Here is a 16,732-nt window from a genome sequence, read left to right as displayed (position 1 = left end):
TTGAATGATATCAGGCAAAAATAATAAATTGTGTCAAATAATCCGAGCAAATCGTTGAGGAAAGCGATTTCTACCCGAAGAAGACGTACCTTTGTCTCCCTCAATAAAAACAAAATTACTATGAAGATAACCGAACCGCAGATCGCGGATATATTAAAAGAAGAAGAAGAGTTGTCTGACCTGCTATCTCTTGATCGTGAAGATATTTATGCTCATCTTTTCAGAAACCAACTGCTGCATGAGGTGCAAACGTCGAACCGGAGCATCTATGCCTGTCGCTTGGTAAACATCCGTTTTATGCAATGTAAACTACCTAAAAGCCAGTTAAGCGATATCGTCTTTACCCATTGCGATTTGTCGAACCTGGATTTATCGGGCAGCAGTCTGCACCGGGTACAGTTTGTCGGATGTAAGCTGTTGGGAACAAACTTCTCGGAGACAACGCTTCATCAGGTTCTGTTCAAAGAGTGTATTGGTAATTATATGAATTTCTCCGGAAGCAAACAGCGCTATGTCTCTTACGAGGCCTCTCAGCTTCGCGGCGCCTCCTTTGAAAGCTGTCAGTTGGCCAATGTGGCTTTCAACTCCTGCCGCCTGATTGAAGCGGAGTTCTACAATACCTCTTTAAAAGGCATGAATCTCTCTGATTCGGAGATAGCCGGATTACGCATCAACCTCTTGCCCAGAACCGAGCTGTGGGGCACTAAAATCTCATCGCTGCAGGCGCTTGACCTGATACGGTTGTTAGGGGTTGAGGTGGTTGATTGAAAGTCTGCACGCAGGAGTATTTGTTGGCTGAGCATGGTCGACCAACTGGCTGAGCATGGTCAGCCAATTGGTCGAGCATGGTGAGCCAACTGGTCCACCATGCTCGACCAACAGATAGCCTTGCGTGCAGACTTTCAATCTACATATTCAGGATGACGGCGCAGCCAGACGACGGCATACGAGCAGGTGGCTTGGCATCGCATATCGTTTGCGCGTGCATAGTCATAGGCCTGTTTCACCAAGGCGGCGGCAATTCCCTGCCCTTCGATAGCTCTTGGTACAACGGTATGTAATATATCCAACGCTTCGTTTGCAATCCGGTAGTTTACGAAAGCCGTAACCCCGTCTACGGTAGTTTCAAAGCGGTTCTTTTCCGGTAGGTGTTTGATCTCTAATTCCATATCTTTATTGTTTTAGGGGTATTCCATGACATATTCCTGTTCGCCCGACTGACTTTCGGTGCGCTCTTCCGTGATTCGGAAGCCCTGCTTTTCATAAAAAGAGATCGCCTGGTGGTTTTTGGCATAGACATGAAGAACCAGATGTGCATGGGTTCGCTTCACATAATCCAGTAATTGTTTTCCAATCCCGCGTTTTTGCATACTGGGAGCCACAAACAGGGCAGGAATAAAGCCGTCGTTTACGGAAATGAATCCCGCAACCTCGCCGGTGACCTCTTCTATATAGACATAATTCAGACAGGAAGGCAGGTAGACGTGTTGCATATCGCTTTCTTTGCCTTCCCAGAACGAGCGGGGAATAAAGTCGTGTGCCAGAAAGGAGGCCTCCAGCCAGATGCTGCTCATGCGGCTGATATCGGATGGGATGTAGGGGCGGATCATTTTTAATTATGAATTATGAATTATGAATTATGAATGAAGAAACAACGTTCGCTTAGCGAAGCGTAAAGCAATTTTATCAATTGTCAATTATCAATTATCAATTATCAATTATGAATTATCTCTTTTCTGTTAGGTATTTCCAAAAGCGGACTGGCATAAACGAGCGTTGCTGTTTGGGATTTTTCCGTTCCTGTATCGCTATGGAGGTATAATATTGTTTCCACATTTGCTGAAATAGCTTTTCGTCTTTGTCCATCAATTCTTCACTGAGGAAGCCGGAAAGTAGGTGCTCCTCCTTCTTTTCAAAACGCACTTCGATCACCTCCTGCAGGTCGTAATAGTAGCCATATTCCCGTTTCAGGTCGTAGACCAGCCAGCGTTGATCGGCATACCGGTCTTTCAGAAAAGGAATGGCGAGAGGAAGCACATTGTATAAGGGCTCCATCGCAGCAAAGTAGGTGCCGTCGGCTGCTTTCTGAAAGCGGAGGAATTGCACCAACCGTGACTTCTCCTGCCCCACCTTCTTCCATATCTTCGAGAGAGCCAATACGTCCGGATCGCCAAAGTTCATTTCAACCGACTGCGGCGCGTCGATGTTTTTGCGGATATACCGAAAGATCAACGGCCCCACTTCGGGCAGTTCCGATAGCCAGCTGACTGTGATTTCCGACAAAGCCACCTTCGATAATTTTTTCTCAAGCGCCTTCCATACGCGGTCGGCTTTGGCAGTATCGGTGATCACCCTGTGTAGTTCGTCGTAGAAAAGTGGCAAAGCATCCTCCTCTCCCAACAACATATCAGGAAATGTTTTTCGGGCGTAGGCATCGAAGACGGCGGTCAACAATCCCTCCAGGCTGTTATCGTAGCTGAAAACAATCATGCGTCGGAATGTTCTTCGAAGGGAAGAATCAGTTGGTTTTCATCCTGTCTGCGCTTCCTGCCGCCTGATTTTTGCGTTAATATAAGGCGCACATTCTCGGGACGCAATTCGTTGATGGTGTGTATAGGCAGTTCGTGGCAGGTAATGAAATACTGTGCTTTCTTCATGACGATGCCGATCTTCTTGAGCTGTTCTGCCCCGAGCCGGTTGTGGCGGCGCGAGACAACGATCAGTTTAGCCGATTTCACCCCGATACCCGGCACGCGCAGGATCATCTCGTAGTCCGCTTTGTTGATATCCACCGGGAAACATTCCGGATGGCGCAAGGCCCAAGCCAGTTTGGGGTCTACCTCCAGGTCGAGGTCGGGGTAGGCATCGTCGACAATCTCATCGACCTTGAACTGATAGAAACGGAGCAGCCAGTCGGCCTGATACAAACGGTTCTCGCGCACCAGCGGAGGCTGTTTCAGGGCAGGCAAGCGGTTGTCGTACGCATTGACCGGGACAAAACCGGAATAATAGACTCGTTTCATGCTTGGACGCTGATAGAGAGCCGACGATACGCGTAGAATATCCTTGTCCGTGTCGGGTGTGGCGCCCACAATCATCTGGGTGCTCTGTCCGGCCGGCACGAAGCGGGGCGCATGACGAAAGCGTTTCCGTTCGTCGGCGCTCTGCAACATCCCCTGCTGAATGTAGCGCATGGGCGTGAACACACTCTGAAAGGTCTTCTCCGGAGCCAGGCTTTGCAGGTTGGCTTCGTTCGGGATCTCGATATTCACACTCATACGATCGGCGTATAGCCCGGCTTCGCGCACCAGTTCCTCGCTGGCTCCCGGAATGCTTTTCATATGAATGTATCCGTTGAACTTATGCACCAGACGCAGATCCTTCACGATGCGCACTAAGCGCTCCATCGTATAGTCGGCATTGCGCACGACCCCGGAGCTGAGAAACAAGCCTTCGATATAATTCCGGCGATAAAATTCGATGGTAATATTGACTAATTCGGAAACGGAAAGCGTAGCCCGGCGGATATCATTGCTCCGGCGGTTGATGCAGTAGGCGCAATCGTATATACAGTAGTTGGTCAGCATGATCTTCAAAAGCGAAATACATCGGCCATCTTCGGCAAAACTATGGCAGATGCCCCATCCGGCCGCACTGCCGATCGTCCCTTTTTTGTTGGAACGTGACGTACCACTCGACGAGCAGGATACATCATAGCGGGCAGACTCCGCCAATACCTTTAGTTTTTCCAATACACTTTCGTCCATGCCTCTTTGTTATACGTAGGACAAAAATAACGAAAATAAGGGAGGGTTTCCGATTGCTTGGGGGAAAGTTATGAACAGGCAAAGCAAAAAAAAACCGTCCCATTCTCACGAATAAGACGGATCTACCTAATTAAACCTAATTCTAATACCATGAAAAACACTTTATATTAATAACAAGCTAATACAAAAATTGTTCAACAGATAGCTTCTTTTTTTTCAATAAAATGATTAATCTTTCAATTCACCCTGATTTTGCATGTGAGTAGCATCGCAAAAGGGCTTATTTTTTGACTTACCACAACGGCATAATGTCACGCGATTGCGGATTGGATAAAAGTGCCCATTCGCATCTTCAATCGGAATACCACCTTTTACCCAGATCGGTCCATGCGCCTCGGCAGGGATATCTTCGAGTATGCTTATCTCCTGTGGCAATTCGGCCTCCAGTCGTTCGCCCTCTTTCGTGACCATCGTTAAACGACCACTCGGGCAATTCGCACATTGTTGCTTGATTATTTCTATGCTCTTCGGATCGTTGCTGTCTGCTACCAGATTCCAGGTTGATCCATAGGTGTCACAAAAACGAGCCACCGCACATAATTCTTCGGCATCTAAAAGGTCGACCTGTTCACCTTCAATCTTCTCTGCCATCTGGTCATAACTCTTATGTCCCGATGTCTCTGTCCCGTCGAATGGCTCACCTTGCAGGTGAGAACCGTCACAGAAGGGATAATTGTTCGATTTGCCGCAACGACACAAATAATAGGTCTCGTCAACTTTGTATTGTTGAATTTCTTTATAGGCGCTCGAAGCCCCTTTTTTGTCGGCGACAAAACCCAATTGATTAAAAGGAATATGGCCTGTGACCTGGTAAGGGCCATCTTTAGTAACCTTAATTTTCTTTTTGTTTGACTGGTTCATTTTAATAATATAGTTGTTATAAATCTCTCATATGAAAGTAACAAATAACTATATTATTTGTTTGAAAGCCCTTGGAAAAACAGTCATTATTTAATTTGTCCCGACTGATGCAGCTATTGCAACAGCCGGGACAAATCATATATGTAAATAGCGGACGAAAGCGTTAGCTGATAGCCGCAATAGCTGTACCGATCAGGTTGGCGTTTTCCACCGGTTCGATGTGGATATACATATCGGTATGTCCGAACTCACTCAACAAGCCTACCAATTCTTCCTGTACCATGTCTTTGTAGTTGCGTCCGAAACGGATAGAGCTCCAGAAAAGACTTCCTTCGGCAGTTAGGCATACTTTCCGGATTTTCGGATTCTGCGCAATCAATACATTGATCAGACCAGCCAACGAAGCCGCCACCAATTTGGCCGAACGGATATAGATCCAGTTGGCTACCTGCACATGATCTTCTTTATAGATGTCGGGATAGCTGATCATCGTGGTCAGGCGTTCCGCGTCGAATTTCTTTTCAAACTCTTCCAGCGGGAATACCGCTTTCAGTATTTCTCCCAGATACATACCGGAAATGGCCTTTTCAAAACGTTGATTGCCCCGGTTGCCGGAGAGCGCATCCACGGTATTGTCGATAGCCGTCAGGTGAGGCGGGAAGAAATTGCCCGATTCCAGGTTGATTGGCATGGCGCCGAAGTTTTTATTGGCCTCATCCAGTTTCTCAATGTTTTTCGAATCGACAAAGGTAGCCATATTGGTACCCGTGCCCACAATCAGTCCGATATAAGCATCGAACCGTTCGCCTGCGTAACCGGCAAAAAGGCTGGCTACCGTATCATTAATCACTTTGATGCCCGAAAACGGCACGTCCGGACTCTTTTCATTCAGGTGATCCAGTAATGGCTTACCAACAGGCTGGCCGATCATCTCATCGATATTCACCCCTTTGGTCCAGCGCAGCAACACTCCGTCGCCATTAGGCATAGAGTCTGCCGGATAAGAGAAGCAATAGCCGATCGGCATCTCTCGCTCCCGCTTGATCTCCAGAATCGGGTCAGCCAGTTCTTTGAAAAGATCCTCCTGGGTGAAGCCCGGAGCTTTCATTACGGAGAGATCCTTTTTCCAGCCGTTCTCGGGATGGACAGTCGGTGTTCCGCCAGCAAAATCAACAGTTGCCACCCGGTAATTGGTGCCTCCGAGATCGAGAACGACCGCTTTGTCCTTATCGGTCGGCGCTTTTGGAGAAATATAGGTTGGAAGACATTGTATCTGACAGTTTGGTTCTATTAACCCTTTTTCTACTTCGCGTTGCAACGCTTCTGCTATCTCTTTCAGTTGTTGGGTGCTTAATTCAAAAATGTTTTTCTTCATGAATATTTATTTATTATTAGATAATGGTATAACAAGGGATCCTTTGAAACTCCAAAGATCCAAAGTATTTTTCAAATACACAATTTGAGGGGGTGTTTTATTTGAGGATAACCGCCTCTAAGGGTTGTTCATTGTGTGCGTCGAAGACGCATCACGTTGATAAACCCCATGTGAAGCATCGCGGAACATGGGGAAAGGAGAACAGATCTTTCCTCGGCCTCGAAGAGGTCGAACTAATTGAAAAAGTCCCTAAGCCTTCTGCCATTTTGGCGCAACCATACGCTTTGCCAAACACAAACAACCCCCGTCTTTTAAAAAACACAAAATAGCATTTTGATATTTCGGCGGGAGAATTTCGCCAAAATCCCGGGACTTTGAAGAAAAACTCCCGGGAGAAACACTTTTTAACAATTCGGATTGTAAGTGTAAGACTCCCATTTAGTTACAAAAAGGGTAGCTATTGCTTACACTTGGTTTTTTAGTTTTCGCGGTTTCAGAACGATGAAGGCGGCTGACAGAATGTCGCTAATTTCCTCTATTTGAAAGAGAGGGTTTCACCCTCAACTTTCCTGCCTTTCCACCCTTTTACTTCTTATTAACAAATAATTTACATTCTTTTACGTTCAAATGGTATCTATATAGGAAAGATGATTGTTTCATGTATAAACAAAAGTGATATGAAGAAGAGCGCAAGTATGGCGGCCGTATTATTAGTGAGTTACCTGTCTTTGATGACAGCAACCGGATGCGGGTCTGCCCAATCAACGAAAGAATCCCCCCAATCGAACATGGAAATAGTGTATAATGAAGAGATATCCCCTTCGGTTTTAAAAGAACAGATCAGCCGTATGAAGGATGAACTGGAAAAAGACGGAGATCGTTTTCCGGAACTGATCGGCGAAATAGAAACCCTGTTGGCTACCCATCCGGGAGCAGCTTCACAGGCGATGCTTCATTCGATGGCCGCGGAGATGTATGATAACTATTATATGCGCAACCGTTGGCGCTTCGATCAGCGCACGGCTATCACCGGATACCAGCCGGAAGATATGCGCGAATGGAGCGGTAACCTGTTTGAAGAAAAGATAAAAGAACATATTCGTCTATCCCTGCAGCCGGCTTCTGTTTTGCAAAAGACACCGGCGACGCTGTTTGCCGAGATGATGGAGAAAGGGAAAGACGCTCCGTTTTTCCGTCCGACACTGTATGATTTTCTGATGCAGCGGGCGATAGAGCGAAGACCGTCGGAAGAGATCTACCAACAATGGTTGCAATTCCGCCATAGTGATAATAACCGGCAGGCGACATGGATGGTCGAACTCGACTACCTGGCTTTCCAATACAACCAGAACCGGACGGAAGCAGCCTGCCAGGCCTATGGGCAGGCATTAGATAAATTGCTCGAAAAATATGCGAACGATGATTTCTCCGTGGAGGTGCGCATGGCGAAAGTGGAACAATGGGAATATGCCAAGGCGTATACCGAGAACCGCGATTCCCTTATGGCTCTTCAATATGAATTGGTAAAAGAAACGGTTGCGCTTTTTCCTCACTATGAACGGATCGGGTTGGCAAAGAATTATTTAGATAACCTGACAAGACCATATATCTCATCGGTCGTGCCACAAACGGCCTATCCGGGCGAGACCATGCTGATTCCTTTTTCCTATCGCAATATGAAAAAGATAACGGTAACGATCTACAAGAGCCAAACAAAGGCGATTGAGTTGACGGGCTACCGTTCCGACAAAGACTCGCAGAAAGGGGAGGTCTATAAAAAGATCTCGTTCGACCTGGATGCATCCAATCCGTATAGTGTGAAGAGTACGATGCTTCAGATCGAATTACCGGAAACCGGCATATACGACCTCTCTTTTTCGGCAGAGAAAGAGCATGTGACTGTTTCGCATACTGTCAGTGTGACCCATCTGGCAGCGGTAACGCGTCGGAGCGAGGCCGGAGGGCAAGAGGTATTGGTACTTGATCTGCAAAGCGGAAAGCCGCTTCAGGGGGTATCGGTGACCTATTATGGCGATAAACGACGCGATCTGAAAGAGATGGGTGTCGTGAAGACCGATAAAGAAGGGGTCGCTATTATCCCGAAAAATGATAAAATCTATGCCTTCCAGGCTACTTCAGGCAAGGATACCTCGTCGCGCTTCACCATGCTCTATCCGGAATATGGCGCGGATCGTTCAGAACCATCTACGACTAACCTCTCGTTGTTTACCGACCGAGGCATCTATCGCCCGGGACAGAATGTGTTCTACAAAGGGATAGCCTGGCAACTGAATAAAGAGCAAGCTACGATTGTGGCAAACAAAGAATATAAAGTGACCTTGCGTGATGCCAATGACAAAGAGGTCAGCCAGCAAAAGGTACGCACCAATGCATTCGGCTCTTTCCACGGTGAGTTCACCCTGCCCAAACAGGCGTTGGCGGGAGCGTTCACCCTGTTGGTAGAGGGAGTTGGTTCTACCTGGTTCCGGGTGGAAGAATACAAACGTCCTACCTTTCGAGTGGAGGTGGAACCGATCAAAGAGGAGGTGGCCTTTGGTGATGAAGTGACGCTGCGTGGAAAGGCGGAGACCTTCTCGGGCGTGGCTCTGCAGGAGGGTGAGGTGACTTGGCGAATCGTTCGCCGTCCTTTCTGGCTCTACCGGGGAGGATTCCGCGAAGAACAGGTAGCCCAGGGGGTGACAAGTGTAGGTGTAGATGGTGGTTTCTCAGTCGCTTTCCGCCCGGAGAAAACAGAAAGCAGTACGAACTTCTGGCGGCAGTTCTATCGTTTTGAGCTCATTGCAACGGTGACCGATAGCAAAGGAGAGACACAGGAGACAGCCTATAGCTTCCCGGTTGGCGAAGCCAGCATGACGCTTTCCGTTGGGTTGGCCGATAAGGTGGATAAGAAAAAGGCGAATGCACAGGTAACGGCTCAACTGCTCAATGGCGAACCCGCCGTGGCAAAAGGCACCTTCCGCCTTGTTGCTTTAACGGAGGAAAAGGAAGAAACAAACAAGGCTACCACCTTCAAAGAAGGAATAACAGCCGCCAGCGGCAACTTCCAGTCCGGGGAAGCGATCGATCCGTCGCTGTTTGCAGCGATGGCTTCGGGGCGTTACCGCATCCGGTTGGAAGCAAAAGACAGTAAAGGCAGAATGGTGGAAACGGAACAGGACTTTGTCCTCTACGCCATAGACGATAAACGCCCGCCTATCGTAACCAACAACTGGCTGATCGAGACGAAAACAGTTTGCCAGCCGGGCGAAACAGCCGAATGGACATTCGGTACATCTCGCGAAGCGGCATACGTACTGTATGAAGTATTCCAAAACAACAAACGTATCCAAAAAGAGCGTTTGGTGCTTAATAACGAAAACAGAACCTTCAAACTGCCGTTCCGGGAAAGCTACGGCGACGGGGTGATGGTCAGCCTGACCTACCTGAAGGAGGGGGAACTCTTTGTGACGCAGATCCCGATCAAACGCGCGTTGCCCGACCGGAAACTAACGATTCGTCCGGAAACATTCCGTGATCGTCTGTTGCCGGGCAGTCAGGAAACCTGGAAATTCCGTATCACCGACAGCGACTCATTGGCTGTTTCGGCAGAGGTGTTGGCGGGTATGTATGATAGCTCGTTGGATCAGATCGTGCCGTTTGAGTGGTATTTTGCTCCCGAACGCCATATCTATCTGCAGGCACCCCGCTTTGCCTTGGGCACTGGCCACAACTTCTCCTATCAGAGCAAATCAGCCAGAGCCAATCATGTGAAGGTGGATAGCTGGCAATTCGACCGGATTGACTGGCAGGGTATTATGAATATGGGTTATGGTGCTGGCGAAAGAATTGTGGTCGGGAGGGGGCTTCAGATGAAGTCGTCGGTGGTCGGAAAGGAAATGGAGGATGCCGGCGATATGTTGTACGCTGTTTCGGATAATGCGGCCACAAAGGAAGATCAAGCTACTACGGAAAGTGCCACAGGTGGAAGCGAAAACAAAAATGAAACATTGCCCCAACTGCGTACGAACTTCAACGAAACGGCTTTCTTCTTCCCGTCGTTATTGACCAACGAAGCGGGCGACCTGATCGTTAGCTTCACAATACCCGAAAGCAATACAAGCTGGAAACTGCAGGCTATTGCCCATACCAAAGACTTGAAATACGGGCAAATGACTGAGAATGTGATTACTTCCAAGCCGTTTATGGTATTGCCGTCGTTGCCGCGCTTCCTGCGTGAAGGCGATAAGATCACCATTTCTACGCAGCTTTTGTCGCAAACAGAGGAGGCGTTGCAGGGTAAAGTGCGCCTGGAGTGGTTTGATCCGGCTACCAATCAGCCGATCAACGGAATGAATACCGCCGAACAATCGTTTCGCCTGGCAGCCAAGGGGCAAGCGAAAGCCCATTGGACAGTGGATGTTCCTTCCGGAATGGATCTGATAGGCGTGCGTATTATGGCCGACGCGGATGCCGGAAGCGATGGCGAACAACATATCTTGCCTATCTTGCCCGGACGCATCCTGGTAACGGAGAGCCAGCCTTTCTACCTGAAAGAAAACGACCCGCAGCAGGTGAAACTCAACCAACCAAAAGGCAGCTCGCCTTTCCGCATGACCCTGGAGGTGAGTGCCAATCCGGTATGGTATGCCGTGCAGGCCTTGTCAACATTGCAAGCGCCGCAAAATGACGATATTCTTTCCTGGTTTGCTGTTTATTACACCAATACATTGGCAACCTCTATCGCGCAGGCGCATCCGCGCATTCAGCAGGTGATTGCCCAGTGGACGGCGCAAGGAGGAAACGTAGAAACGCTTTTGTCGAACCTGGAGAAGAATGAAGAACTGAAGAATATCCTGTTGGAAGAGACACCTTGGGTGATGGAGGCGGAGGATGAATCAGAACGTAAACAACGATTGGCTCTGCTGTTTGACACCAACCGGGCGAACGACCTGCGGCAGCAGGCGATGCAACAGCTTCTCGACCAGCAAATGGAAGACGGCGGCTGGGGATGGTTCAAAGGCTTTATGCCGAACAGATCGATGACACTCTCCATATTGAAAGGTATGAGCGCGTTGACTCAGATGGGTAGCGTGCAATACAACGAACAGGAGAAGCGCATGCAGATAAGTGCCTTGCGTTACTTGGACAAGAGCATTGCTAAAAGCTATGAATGGCTGAAGAAACAGGATACAGAATGGGAAAAGGCTATTCCGACATCGGATATCATCGAGTTCCTCTATGTGCGCAGCAGCTACCGGGATATACCGGAGGATGGAAGCGCCCGCGAAGCGATTCGTTTCTATACCAATCAGGCAGAGAAAAACTGGGAAAAACTATCCCTTTATGAGAAGGGACAGGTGGCGCTACTCATGCATCGTAATGGCAAGAAGGAGGTAGCACAAACCATTCTTGCCTGGTTGCGCAAGACAGCCACCGTATCGGAACCCCAGGGTATGTACTGGGCGAATAACCGTCGCGGTATCAGTTTCTTCACCTCTCCGATCGATACCCATAGCCTGTTGATGCTGGCATTCCACGAAATCGATGCGAACAAGGTGGAGACAGACAATATGAAACAATGGTTGTTGAACGAGAAACGGACGCAAAACTGGGAATCGACTCCGGCAACGCTGAATGCGATCCACGCCATTTTGTTGACAGGAAGCGATTGGTTGAGTACGGATAATAAGGTTACAGTGCAGTGGGGCACGAAGAATTATACGACATCCGACGGGGAGATTGCCACAGGCTATCTGAAAGAGACGCTCTCGGGAGCCGAGTTGACAGGCCTGTCCGATGCCTTGATTGTTCGTAAAGAGGGCGGTTCGCCGGCCTGGGGTGCTGTTTACAGTCAGTATTTTGCACCGGTCGATCAGGTGAAAGGCCAGAAAGGGGTATTGAATGTGGAGAAAAAACTCTTTGTGGAGACCAACAACGGCAAGGAGCGTCAGATCAGACCGGTGGATAACCACCAACTGAGGGTAGGGGACAGGGTGATTGTTCGCCTGACCATCCGTACGGATCGCGAAATGAATTATGTTTATCTGAAGGACCTGCGCGCGGGATGTTTCGAGCCTGCTGCACAACTCTCGGGTAGTCGCTCGCGCGATGGCGTATGGTTCTATCAGTCACCGAAGGATGTGTCCGAAAACCTCTTCTTCGAAAGGCTTCCGAAAGGCACCTTTGTGGTCGAATATCCCGTATATGTGACCCGGACAGGTAATTACGCCGCTGGCATTACGACGATCCAATGTTTGTATGCACCCGAGTTTGTGTCGCATACCGAAGGCAGTAGGCTGGATGTTAAAGATTGATATAAAGACCTGTACAACGTGAAAGCGGAGGTTGATTCCGGGAAAATTCATGTACATTTGCCGGCAAATAAATAGGTATACTATGCGAATATTGACAATGATGATAATATGCATCTTCTCTACGGGGGCGATGCATGCACAGACTTACGAAGAATGGGTGAATAAAAGCTTCGATTGTCTGGAAGCGAATGACCTTGCCTGTGCGGAAGAATGTCTGGAGAATGCGTTGAAAGAGGAACCGGCCAATCCGGGGAACTTTGCTTTATTGACCAATCTGGGAACCGTGCAGCGCATGCAAGGCAAACCGGAAGCAGCCCTCCATTCGTATACGGCGGCGTTGGCACGTGTGCCGAACAATGTAGGTTTGCTTGAAAACCGTGCCAGCCTCTATGTGGATCTGGGGCAGAAAGAACTGGCAATTGGTGACTATACGGTGCTTCTCGAACTGCAACCGTTGAATGAAGAGGCGCATTATTTCCGCGGTTTGCTTTACCTGGAAGAGGGCAACTACCTGGCTGCCGAAGATGATTTCGAGCGTATATTGGAGATCAATGACAAGACGATACGTGGACGTGTGGGGTATGCCCTCCTGGAAAAGATGCGGGGCAATTATGACGATAGTGAGCGAATCTATAATTACCTGATCGAAAAAGCACCACGCGACTGGAGTCTCTATGAAGGTCGGGCAGACCTTTATATTCAAATGGGGAAATATGCCCGTGCCTTGGCGGATATCAATAAGCTATTTATCGAAACTCAACCCTCCGCCTTCCTGCATGTACTCCGTGGAAAAGCGAAACTGGGTCAGTATGAAAAGGAAGCCGCCATGGTCGATTTCACCAAAGCCATCGAACTGGGCTATGATCAGCAAAAGCTGAAAGAATTATTGGTGGAAGAGAAGTAAAAAGTCAGAGAAGTTAAAGAAGTCAGAGAAGTAAGAAGTCAAAGAAGTAAGAAGTCAGAGAAGGATGAAATTGTGACTTCTTGCTTCTCTGACTTCTTTAACTTCCCTGACTTCTCTATATTATACCAACTTCCTGAACTTCTTCAAGAACGTTTCCGCCTCTTCCATTGTCAGGCAGAGGGGAGGGAGCAAGCGTATGGTGTTGGTGCCGGCGACACCGGTAAATACTTTTTCTTCGAATAACAGGCGTGAACGCACCTCTTTGATTGACTCTTCAAACTCAATACCGATCATCAATCCCCGTCCGCGCACCTCTTTGATGCCGGGGAGTTGCAATAGCTCTTCCATTAGGTATTCGCCCACTTTGGCCGCATTTTCAATCAGGTTTTCCTCTTCGAAAATATCCAATACCGAGATAGCCGCCGCACAGGCCAGATGGTTCCCGCCAAAGGTGGTGCCCAGCATGCCATATACCGGCTTGAACATCGGACTGATCAGTAAACCGCTCACCGGAAATCCATTCCCGATCCCTTTGGCCACCGTAATCAGATCCGGACGAATGCCGGCATATTGATGCGCAAAGAACTTTCCGCAACGGCCATAACCCGACTGTATCTCATCGAGGATCAGGCAGGCATTGTATTTGGTACATAAAGCACGCAGTTCACGCATAAACTCATCTGTCGGCAATTGAATACCTCCTACGCCCTGGATCCCTTCAATAATCACCGACGACACGTCGCCCTTCAGTAATTCCTGCTCGACAGCCACACTATCGTTCAACGGCAGATAGGAAACCGCCAGGTCTTCGTTGACCGGAGCAATGATTTTCGGATTATCAGTTACGCGTACAGCCGCCGATGTGCGCCCATGGAAAGCATGTTCAAAGGCTAAGACCCGCTTCTTGCCGTTATGGAAAGAGGCCAGTTTTAGGGCATTTTCATTGGCTTCCGCACCCGAGTTGATCAGAAAGAGCGAATAATCATCGTATCCGCTTGCCTTGCCTAATTTATCGGCTAAGGTCTGTTGCAGGCTGTTAATCACTGAATTGGAATAGAATCCCAATTTATTCACCTGATCTGTAATGGCCTTCACATACGCCGGATGGCTATGCCCCACGGAGATCACCGCATGGCCTCCATACAAATCAAGATATTCAGTCCCTTCCGAGTCCCAGACCTTACAGCCCAGCCCCCGGACAATTTCTATATTAAATAATGGGTATACGTCGAACAGTTGCATTTTAATTATGAATTATGAATTATGAATTATGCTTAAAATCCCGAGGGTTTTAAGTGCAACCCTACCTTTTCTTCTAATCCGAACAGGAGGTTCATGTTGTGAACGGCTTGTCCGCTGGCGCCTTTCAGTAGGTTGTCTATCATGGAGATAATCAATAATTTGTCGTCATGTTTTTCCAGATGGATCAGGCATTTATTGGTGTTCACCACCTGTTTCATATCAGGATTCTTATCGGTGATGAAGGTAAACGAGTGGTCGTCGTAATACTCTTCATAAATGCGACGAAGCTCTTCCAGGCTTACTTTGCAATCGATATAGGTCGTAGCAAAGATTCCGCGGGAGAAGTTGCCGCGCACCGGAATGAAGTTGATCTTGCTTTGGAAGCTGTTCTGCAACTGGCGCAGGCTCTGATCGATCTCATGCAGGTGTTGATGTGCAAAAGGTTTGTAGATAGAGATATTATCATTGCGCCAGCTGAAATGAGAGGTCGAGGTGGGTTTCACTCCCGCTCCCGTCGATCCGGTAATGGCATTGACATGCAATTCCGAATTCAGCATCAGGTGCTTGGCCAAAGGCAACACGGCTAACTGAATACAGGTCGCAAAGCATCCCGGATTAGCCACATATTGGGATTTGCAGATCGCACGCCGGTTCAACTCCGGCAAGCCATAGATAAACGGATTGTCTTCCGCTTTCAGGCGATAATCCATGCTCAGGTCGATCACCTTCACACGCTCAGGCAACACGTGGCTCTCCATGAATTTCCGGGAATCGCCATGTGCGGAACAGAGGAACAACAGGTCTACCTCATGGAATGACAATTCACTGGTAAACACCATGTCGGTCTCGCCAAACAAACCACTGTGTACTTCGGTGATTTTGTTCCCCGCATTACTGGTACTATGGACAAATACAATCTCTGCATCGGGGTGATTGATCAATAAACGTATCAATTCACCGGCCGTATAACCGGCTCCTCCGATGATCCCAACTTTAATCATTGCTCCTCTTTGTTTACATTATAATATATCTTCATCTGGTTACCCAATATCCGGGTAAAGCCTTTTACATCATCGGCCGTCCAGGCTTTCTGCTCTTCGCCGTAGACACCGAAATCGCTCTTCATCAGATCGTGATCGCTCTCCACGCCCACCAGCGTGTAGGTATACGGACGCAGGGTGATAATCACACGACCCGTTACGTTGCGCTGTGAGTTTTCCAGGAAGGCTTCCATATCGCGCATCACCGGTTCCAGATACTGTGCCTCATGCAGGAACATACCATACCAGGTGCCCAACTGCTCTTTCCAGTATTGTTGCCATTTGGTCAATGTGTGCTTTTCGAGCATCTTATGTGCGTTGATGATCAACAGTGGACCGGCAGCTTCGAAGCCTACGCGTCCTTTGATACCGATAATGGTATCACCCACATGCATATCGCGGCCGATCGCCCAGCGGCTACCCAATTCTTCCACTTTGCGGATCGCGTCTACCTTGCTATCGAACATTTCACCGTTCACCCCAACGATCTCTCCTTTCACGAAGTCAATGAAGATGTCCTCTTCCACCTCGTCTTCTGCTTCCAGTTGGGAAGGATAGGCCGTATCGGGCAATGTCTGGTTGGAATGCAAAGTTTCTTTGCCTCCTACACTGGTTCCCCACAAGCCTTTGTTGATAGAGTATTCCATCTTCACAAAGTCGGCCTCGTAGCCATGCTCCTTCAAATAGTTGATTTCGTATTCACGGCTGAGGTTCATATCGCGGGTCGGCGTGATGATCTCGATGCCATGAGCCAATACTTCGAAGGTAAGGTCGAAACGCACCTGGTCGTTGCCCGCTCCGGTGCTACCGTGAGCCACAGCCTCGGCGCCGATCTCTTTGGCGTAGTTGATCGTGGCTAATGCCTGGAATATACGTTCGGAACTAACGGAAATAGGGTAGGTGCCATTGCGAAGCACATTCCCGTAGACCATATATTTGATACTCTTTTTGTAATATTCTTCTTCGATATTGATGGTCACGTGTTTAACCGCCCCCAGTTGGTAGGCACGTTCTTCGATCGCGCGACACTCTTCTTCGGTAAAACCGCCTGTGTTGGCCAGCGCTGTATACACATCATAGCCTTTGTCTTTCGACAGATACATGGCACAGAAGGAGGTATCCAAACCACCACTGAATGCCAAAACAACTTTTTTTCTTTCCATGTTTAT

General features: G+C 48.4%; 12 protein-coding genes. 3 read left to right on the top strand and 9 right to left on the bottom strand.

Going from position 1 to position 16,732, the window contains the following annotated elements:
- Positions 1-120: 120 nt before the first annotated feature.
- Positions 121-768 carry a pentapeptide repeat-containing protein gene (locus M2137_RS08010; RefSeq protein ID WP_280765926.1) on the top strand — a complete coding sequence of 216 codons (648 nt, stop codon included), beginning with the start codon at positions 121-123 and terminating at the stop codon, positions 766-768.
- A 134-nt stretch (positions 769-902) separates the two neighbouring features.
- Here the strand turns inward: M2137_RS08010 and M2137_RS08005 are convergent, their stop codons facing one another.
- The 6 genes from M2137_RS08005 to M2137_RS07980 all read right to left on the bottom strand — a co-directional run bounded on the left by M2137_RS08005 (position 903) and on the right by M2137_RS07980 (position 6,063).
- Positions 903-1,169: a GNAT family N-acetyltransferase gene (locus M2137_RS08005; RefSeq protein WP_280765925.1), complete on the bottom strand. Its 267-nt coding sequence runs from the start codon at positions 1,167-1,169 to the stop codon at positions 903-905.
- Positions 1,170-1,181: 12 nt separating this feature from the next.
- Entirely contained in the window at positions 1,182-1,610 is a 429-nt protein-coding gene (locus M2137_RS08000) for an N-acetyltransferase (RefSeq protein WP_280765924.1), read from the bottom strand.
- 115 nt (positions 1,611-1,725) lie between these two features.
- A complete protein-coding gene (locus M2137_RS07995; RefSeq protein WP_280765923.1) occupies positions 1,726-2,490 on the bottom strand; it encodes a TIGR03915 family putative DNA repair protein in 765 nt (254 codons plus the stop codon).
- Complete coding sequence (locus M2137_RS07990) at positions 2,487-3,767, bottom strand: putative DNA modification/repair radical SAM protein (RefSeq protein WP_280765922.1); 1,281 nt, start codon at positions 3,765-3,767, stop codon at positions 2,487-2,489. The genes M2137_RS07995 and M2137_RS07990 overlap by 4 nt, the downstream gene beginning before the upstream one ends.
- 228 nt (positions 3,768-3,995) lie before the next feature.
- Entirely contained in the window at positions 3,996-4,688 is a 693-nt protein-coding gene (locus M2137_RS07985; protein WP_280765921.1) for a CDGSH iron-sulfur domain-containing protein, read from the bottom strand.
- A gap of 163 nt (positions 4,689-4,851) precedes the next feature.
- Positions 4,852-6,063: a hexokinase gene (locus M2137_RS07980; RefSeq protein WP_280765920.1), complete on the bottom strand. Its 1,212-nt coding sequence runs from the start codon at positions 6,061-6,063 to the stop codon at positions 4,852-4,854.
- A 677-nt stretch (positions 6,064-6,740) separates the two neighbouring features.
- Here M2137_RS07980 and M2137_RS07975 point away from each other — a divergent pair.
- Together M2137_RS07975 and M2137_RS07970 are read left to right on the top strand one after the other, a co-directional pair.
- Positions 6,741-12,377 carry an alpha-2-macroglobulin family protein gene (locus M2137_RS07975; protein ID WP_280765919.1) on the top strand — a complete coding sequence of 1,879 codons (5,637 nt, stop codon included), beginning with the start codon at positions 6,741-6,743 and terminating at the stop codon, positions 12,375-12,377.
- An 82-nt stretch (positions 12,378-12,459) separates the two neighbouring features.
- Positions 12,460-13,281, top strand: coding sequence for a tetratricopeptide repeat protein (locus M2137_RS07970; protein WP_280765918.1), 822 nt, complete (start codon positions 12,460-12,462; stop codon positions 13,279-13,281).
- Positions 13,282-13,401: 120 nt separating this feature from the next.
- On the opposite strand, the gene M2137_RS07965 is transcribed toward M2137_RS07970, so the two are convergent.
- The 3 genes from M2137_RS07965 to M2137_RS07955 are packed head-to-tail and all read right to left on the bottom strand — an operon-like array spanning position 13,402 to position 16,726.
- Positions 13,402-14,523, bottom strand: a complete 1,122-nt coding sequence (locus M2137_RS07965; protein ID WP_280765917.1) for an aspartate aminotransferase family protein — start codon at positions 14,521-14,523, stop codon at positions 13,402-13,404.
- A gap of 32 nt (positions 14,524-14,555) precedes the next feature.
- On the bottom strand, positions 14,556-15,524 hold the full coding sequence (gene argC / locus M2137_RS07960; protein WP_280765916.1) for an N-acetyl-gamma-glutamyl-phosphate reductase: 969 nt from the start codon (positions 15,522-15,524) through the stop codon (positions 14,556-14,558).
- On the bottom strand, positions 15,521-16,726 hold the full coding sequence (locus M2137_RS07955; RefSeq protein ID WP_280765915.1) for an argininosuccinate synthase domain-containing protein: 1,206 nt from the start codon (positions 16,724-16,726) through the stop codon (positions 15,521-15,523). Before M2137_RS07955 ends, argC begins: the two co-directional genes overlap by 4 nt.
- Positions 16,727-16,732 lie beyond the last annotated feature (6 nt).

The sequence above is a fragment of the Parabacteroides sp. PFB2-10 genome (assembly GCF_029893085.1).
Taxonomy (GTDB): Bacteria; Bacteroidota; Bacteroidia; order Bacteroidales; family Tannerellaceae; genus QVMG01.
This window is presented reverse-complemented; position numbering and strand designations above follow the sequence as displayed.

Bases quoted from the DNA above. Each gene is read 5' to 3' on its own strand.
- M2137_RS08005 (WP_280765925.1), bottom strand. From the start codon at position 1,169: ATGGAATTAGAGATCAAACACCTACCGGAAAAGAACCGCTTTGAAACT.
- M2137_RS07990 (WP_280765922.1), bottom strand. From the start codon at position 3,767: ATGGACGAAAGTGTATTGGAAAAACTAAAGGTATTGGCGGAGTCTGCC.
- M2137_RS07995 (WP_280765923.1), bottom strand. From the start codon at position 2,490: ATGATTGTTTTCAGCTACGATAACAGCCTGGAGGGATTGTTGACCGCC.
- M2137_RS07965 (WP_280765917.1), bottom strand. From the start codon at position 14,523: ATGCAACTGTTCGACGTATACCCATTATTTAATATAGAAATTGTCCGG.
- M2137_RS08000 (WP_280765924.1), bottom strand. From the start codon at position 1,610: ATGATCCGCCCCTACATCCCATCCGATATCAGCCGCATGAGCAGCATC.
- M2137_RS07985 (WP_280765921.1), bottom strand. From the start codon at position 4,688: ATGAACCAGTCAAACAAAAAGAAAATTAAGGTTACTAAAGATGGCCCT.
- M2137_RS07980 (WP_280765920.1), bottom strand. From the start codon at position 6,063: ATGAAGAAAAACATTTTTGAATTAAGCACCCAACAACTGAAAGAGATA.
- M2137_RS07955 (WP_280765915.1), bottom strand. From the start codon at position 16,726: ATGGAAAGAAAAAAAGTTGTTTTGGCATTCAGTGGTGGTTTGGATACC.
- M2137_RS07975 (WP_280765919.1), top strand. From the start codon at position 6,741: ATGAAGAAGAGCGCAAGTATGGCGGCCGTATTATTAGTGAGTTACCTG.
- argC (WP_280765916.1), bottom strand. From the start codon at position 15,524: ATGATTAAAGTTGGGATCATCGGAGGAGCCGGTTATACGGCCGGTGAA.
- M2137_RS07970 (WP_280765918.1), top strand. From the start codon at position 12,460: ATGCGAATATTGACAATGATGATAATATGCATCTTCTCTACGGGGGCG.
- M2137_RS08010 (WP_280765926.1), top strand. From the start codon at position 121: ATGAAGATAACCGAACCGCAGATCGCGGATATATTAAAAGAAGAAGAA.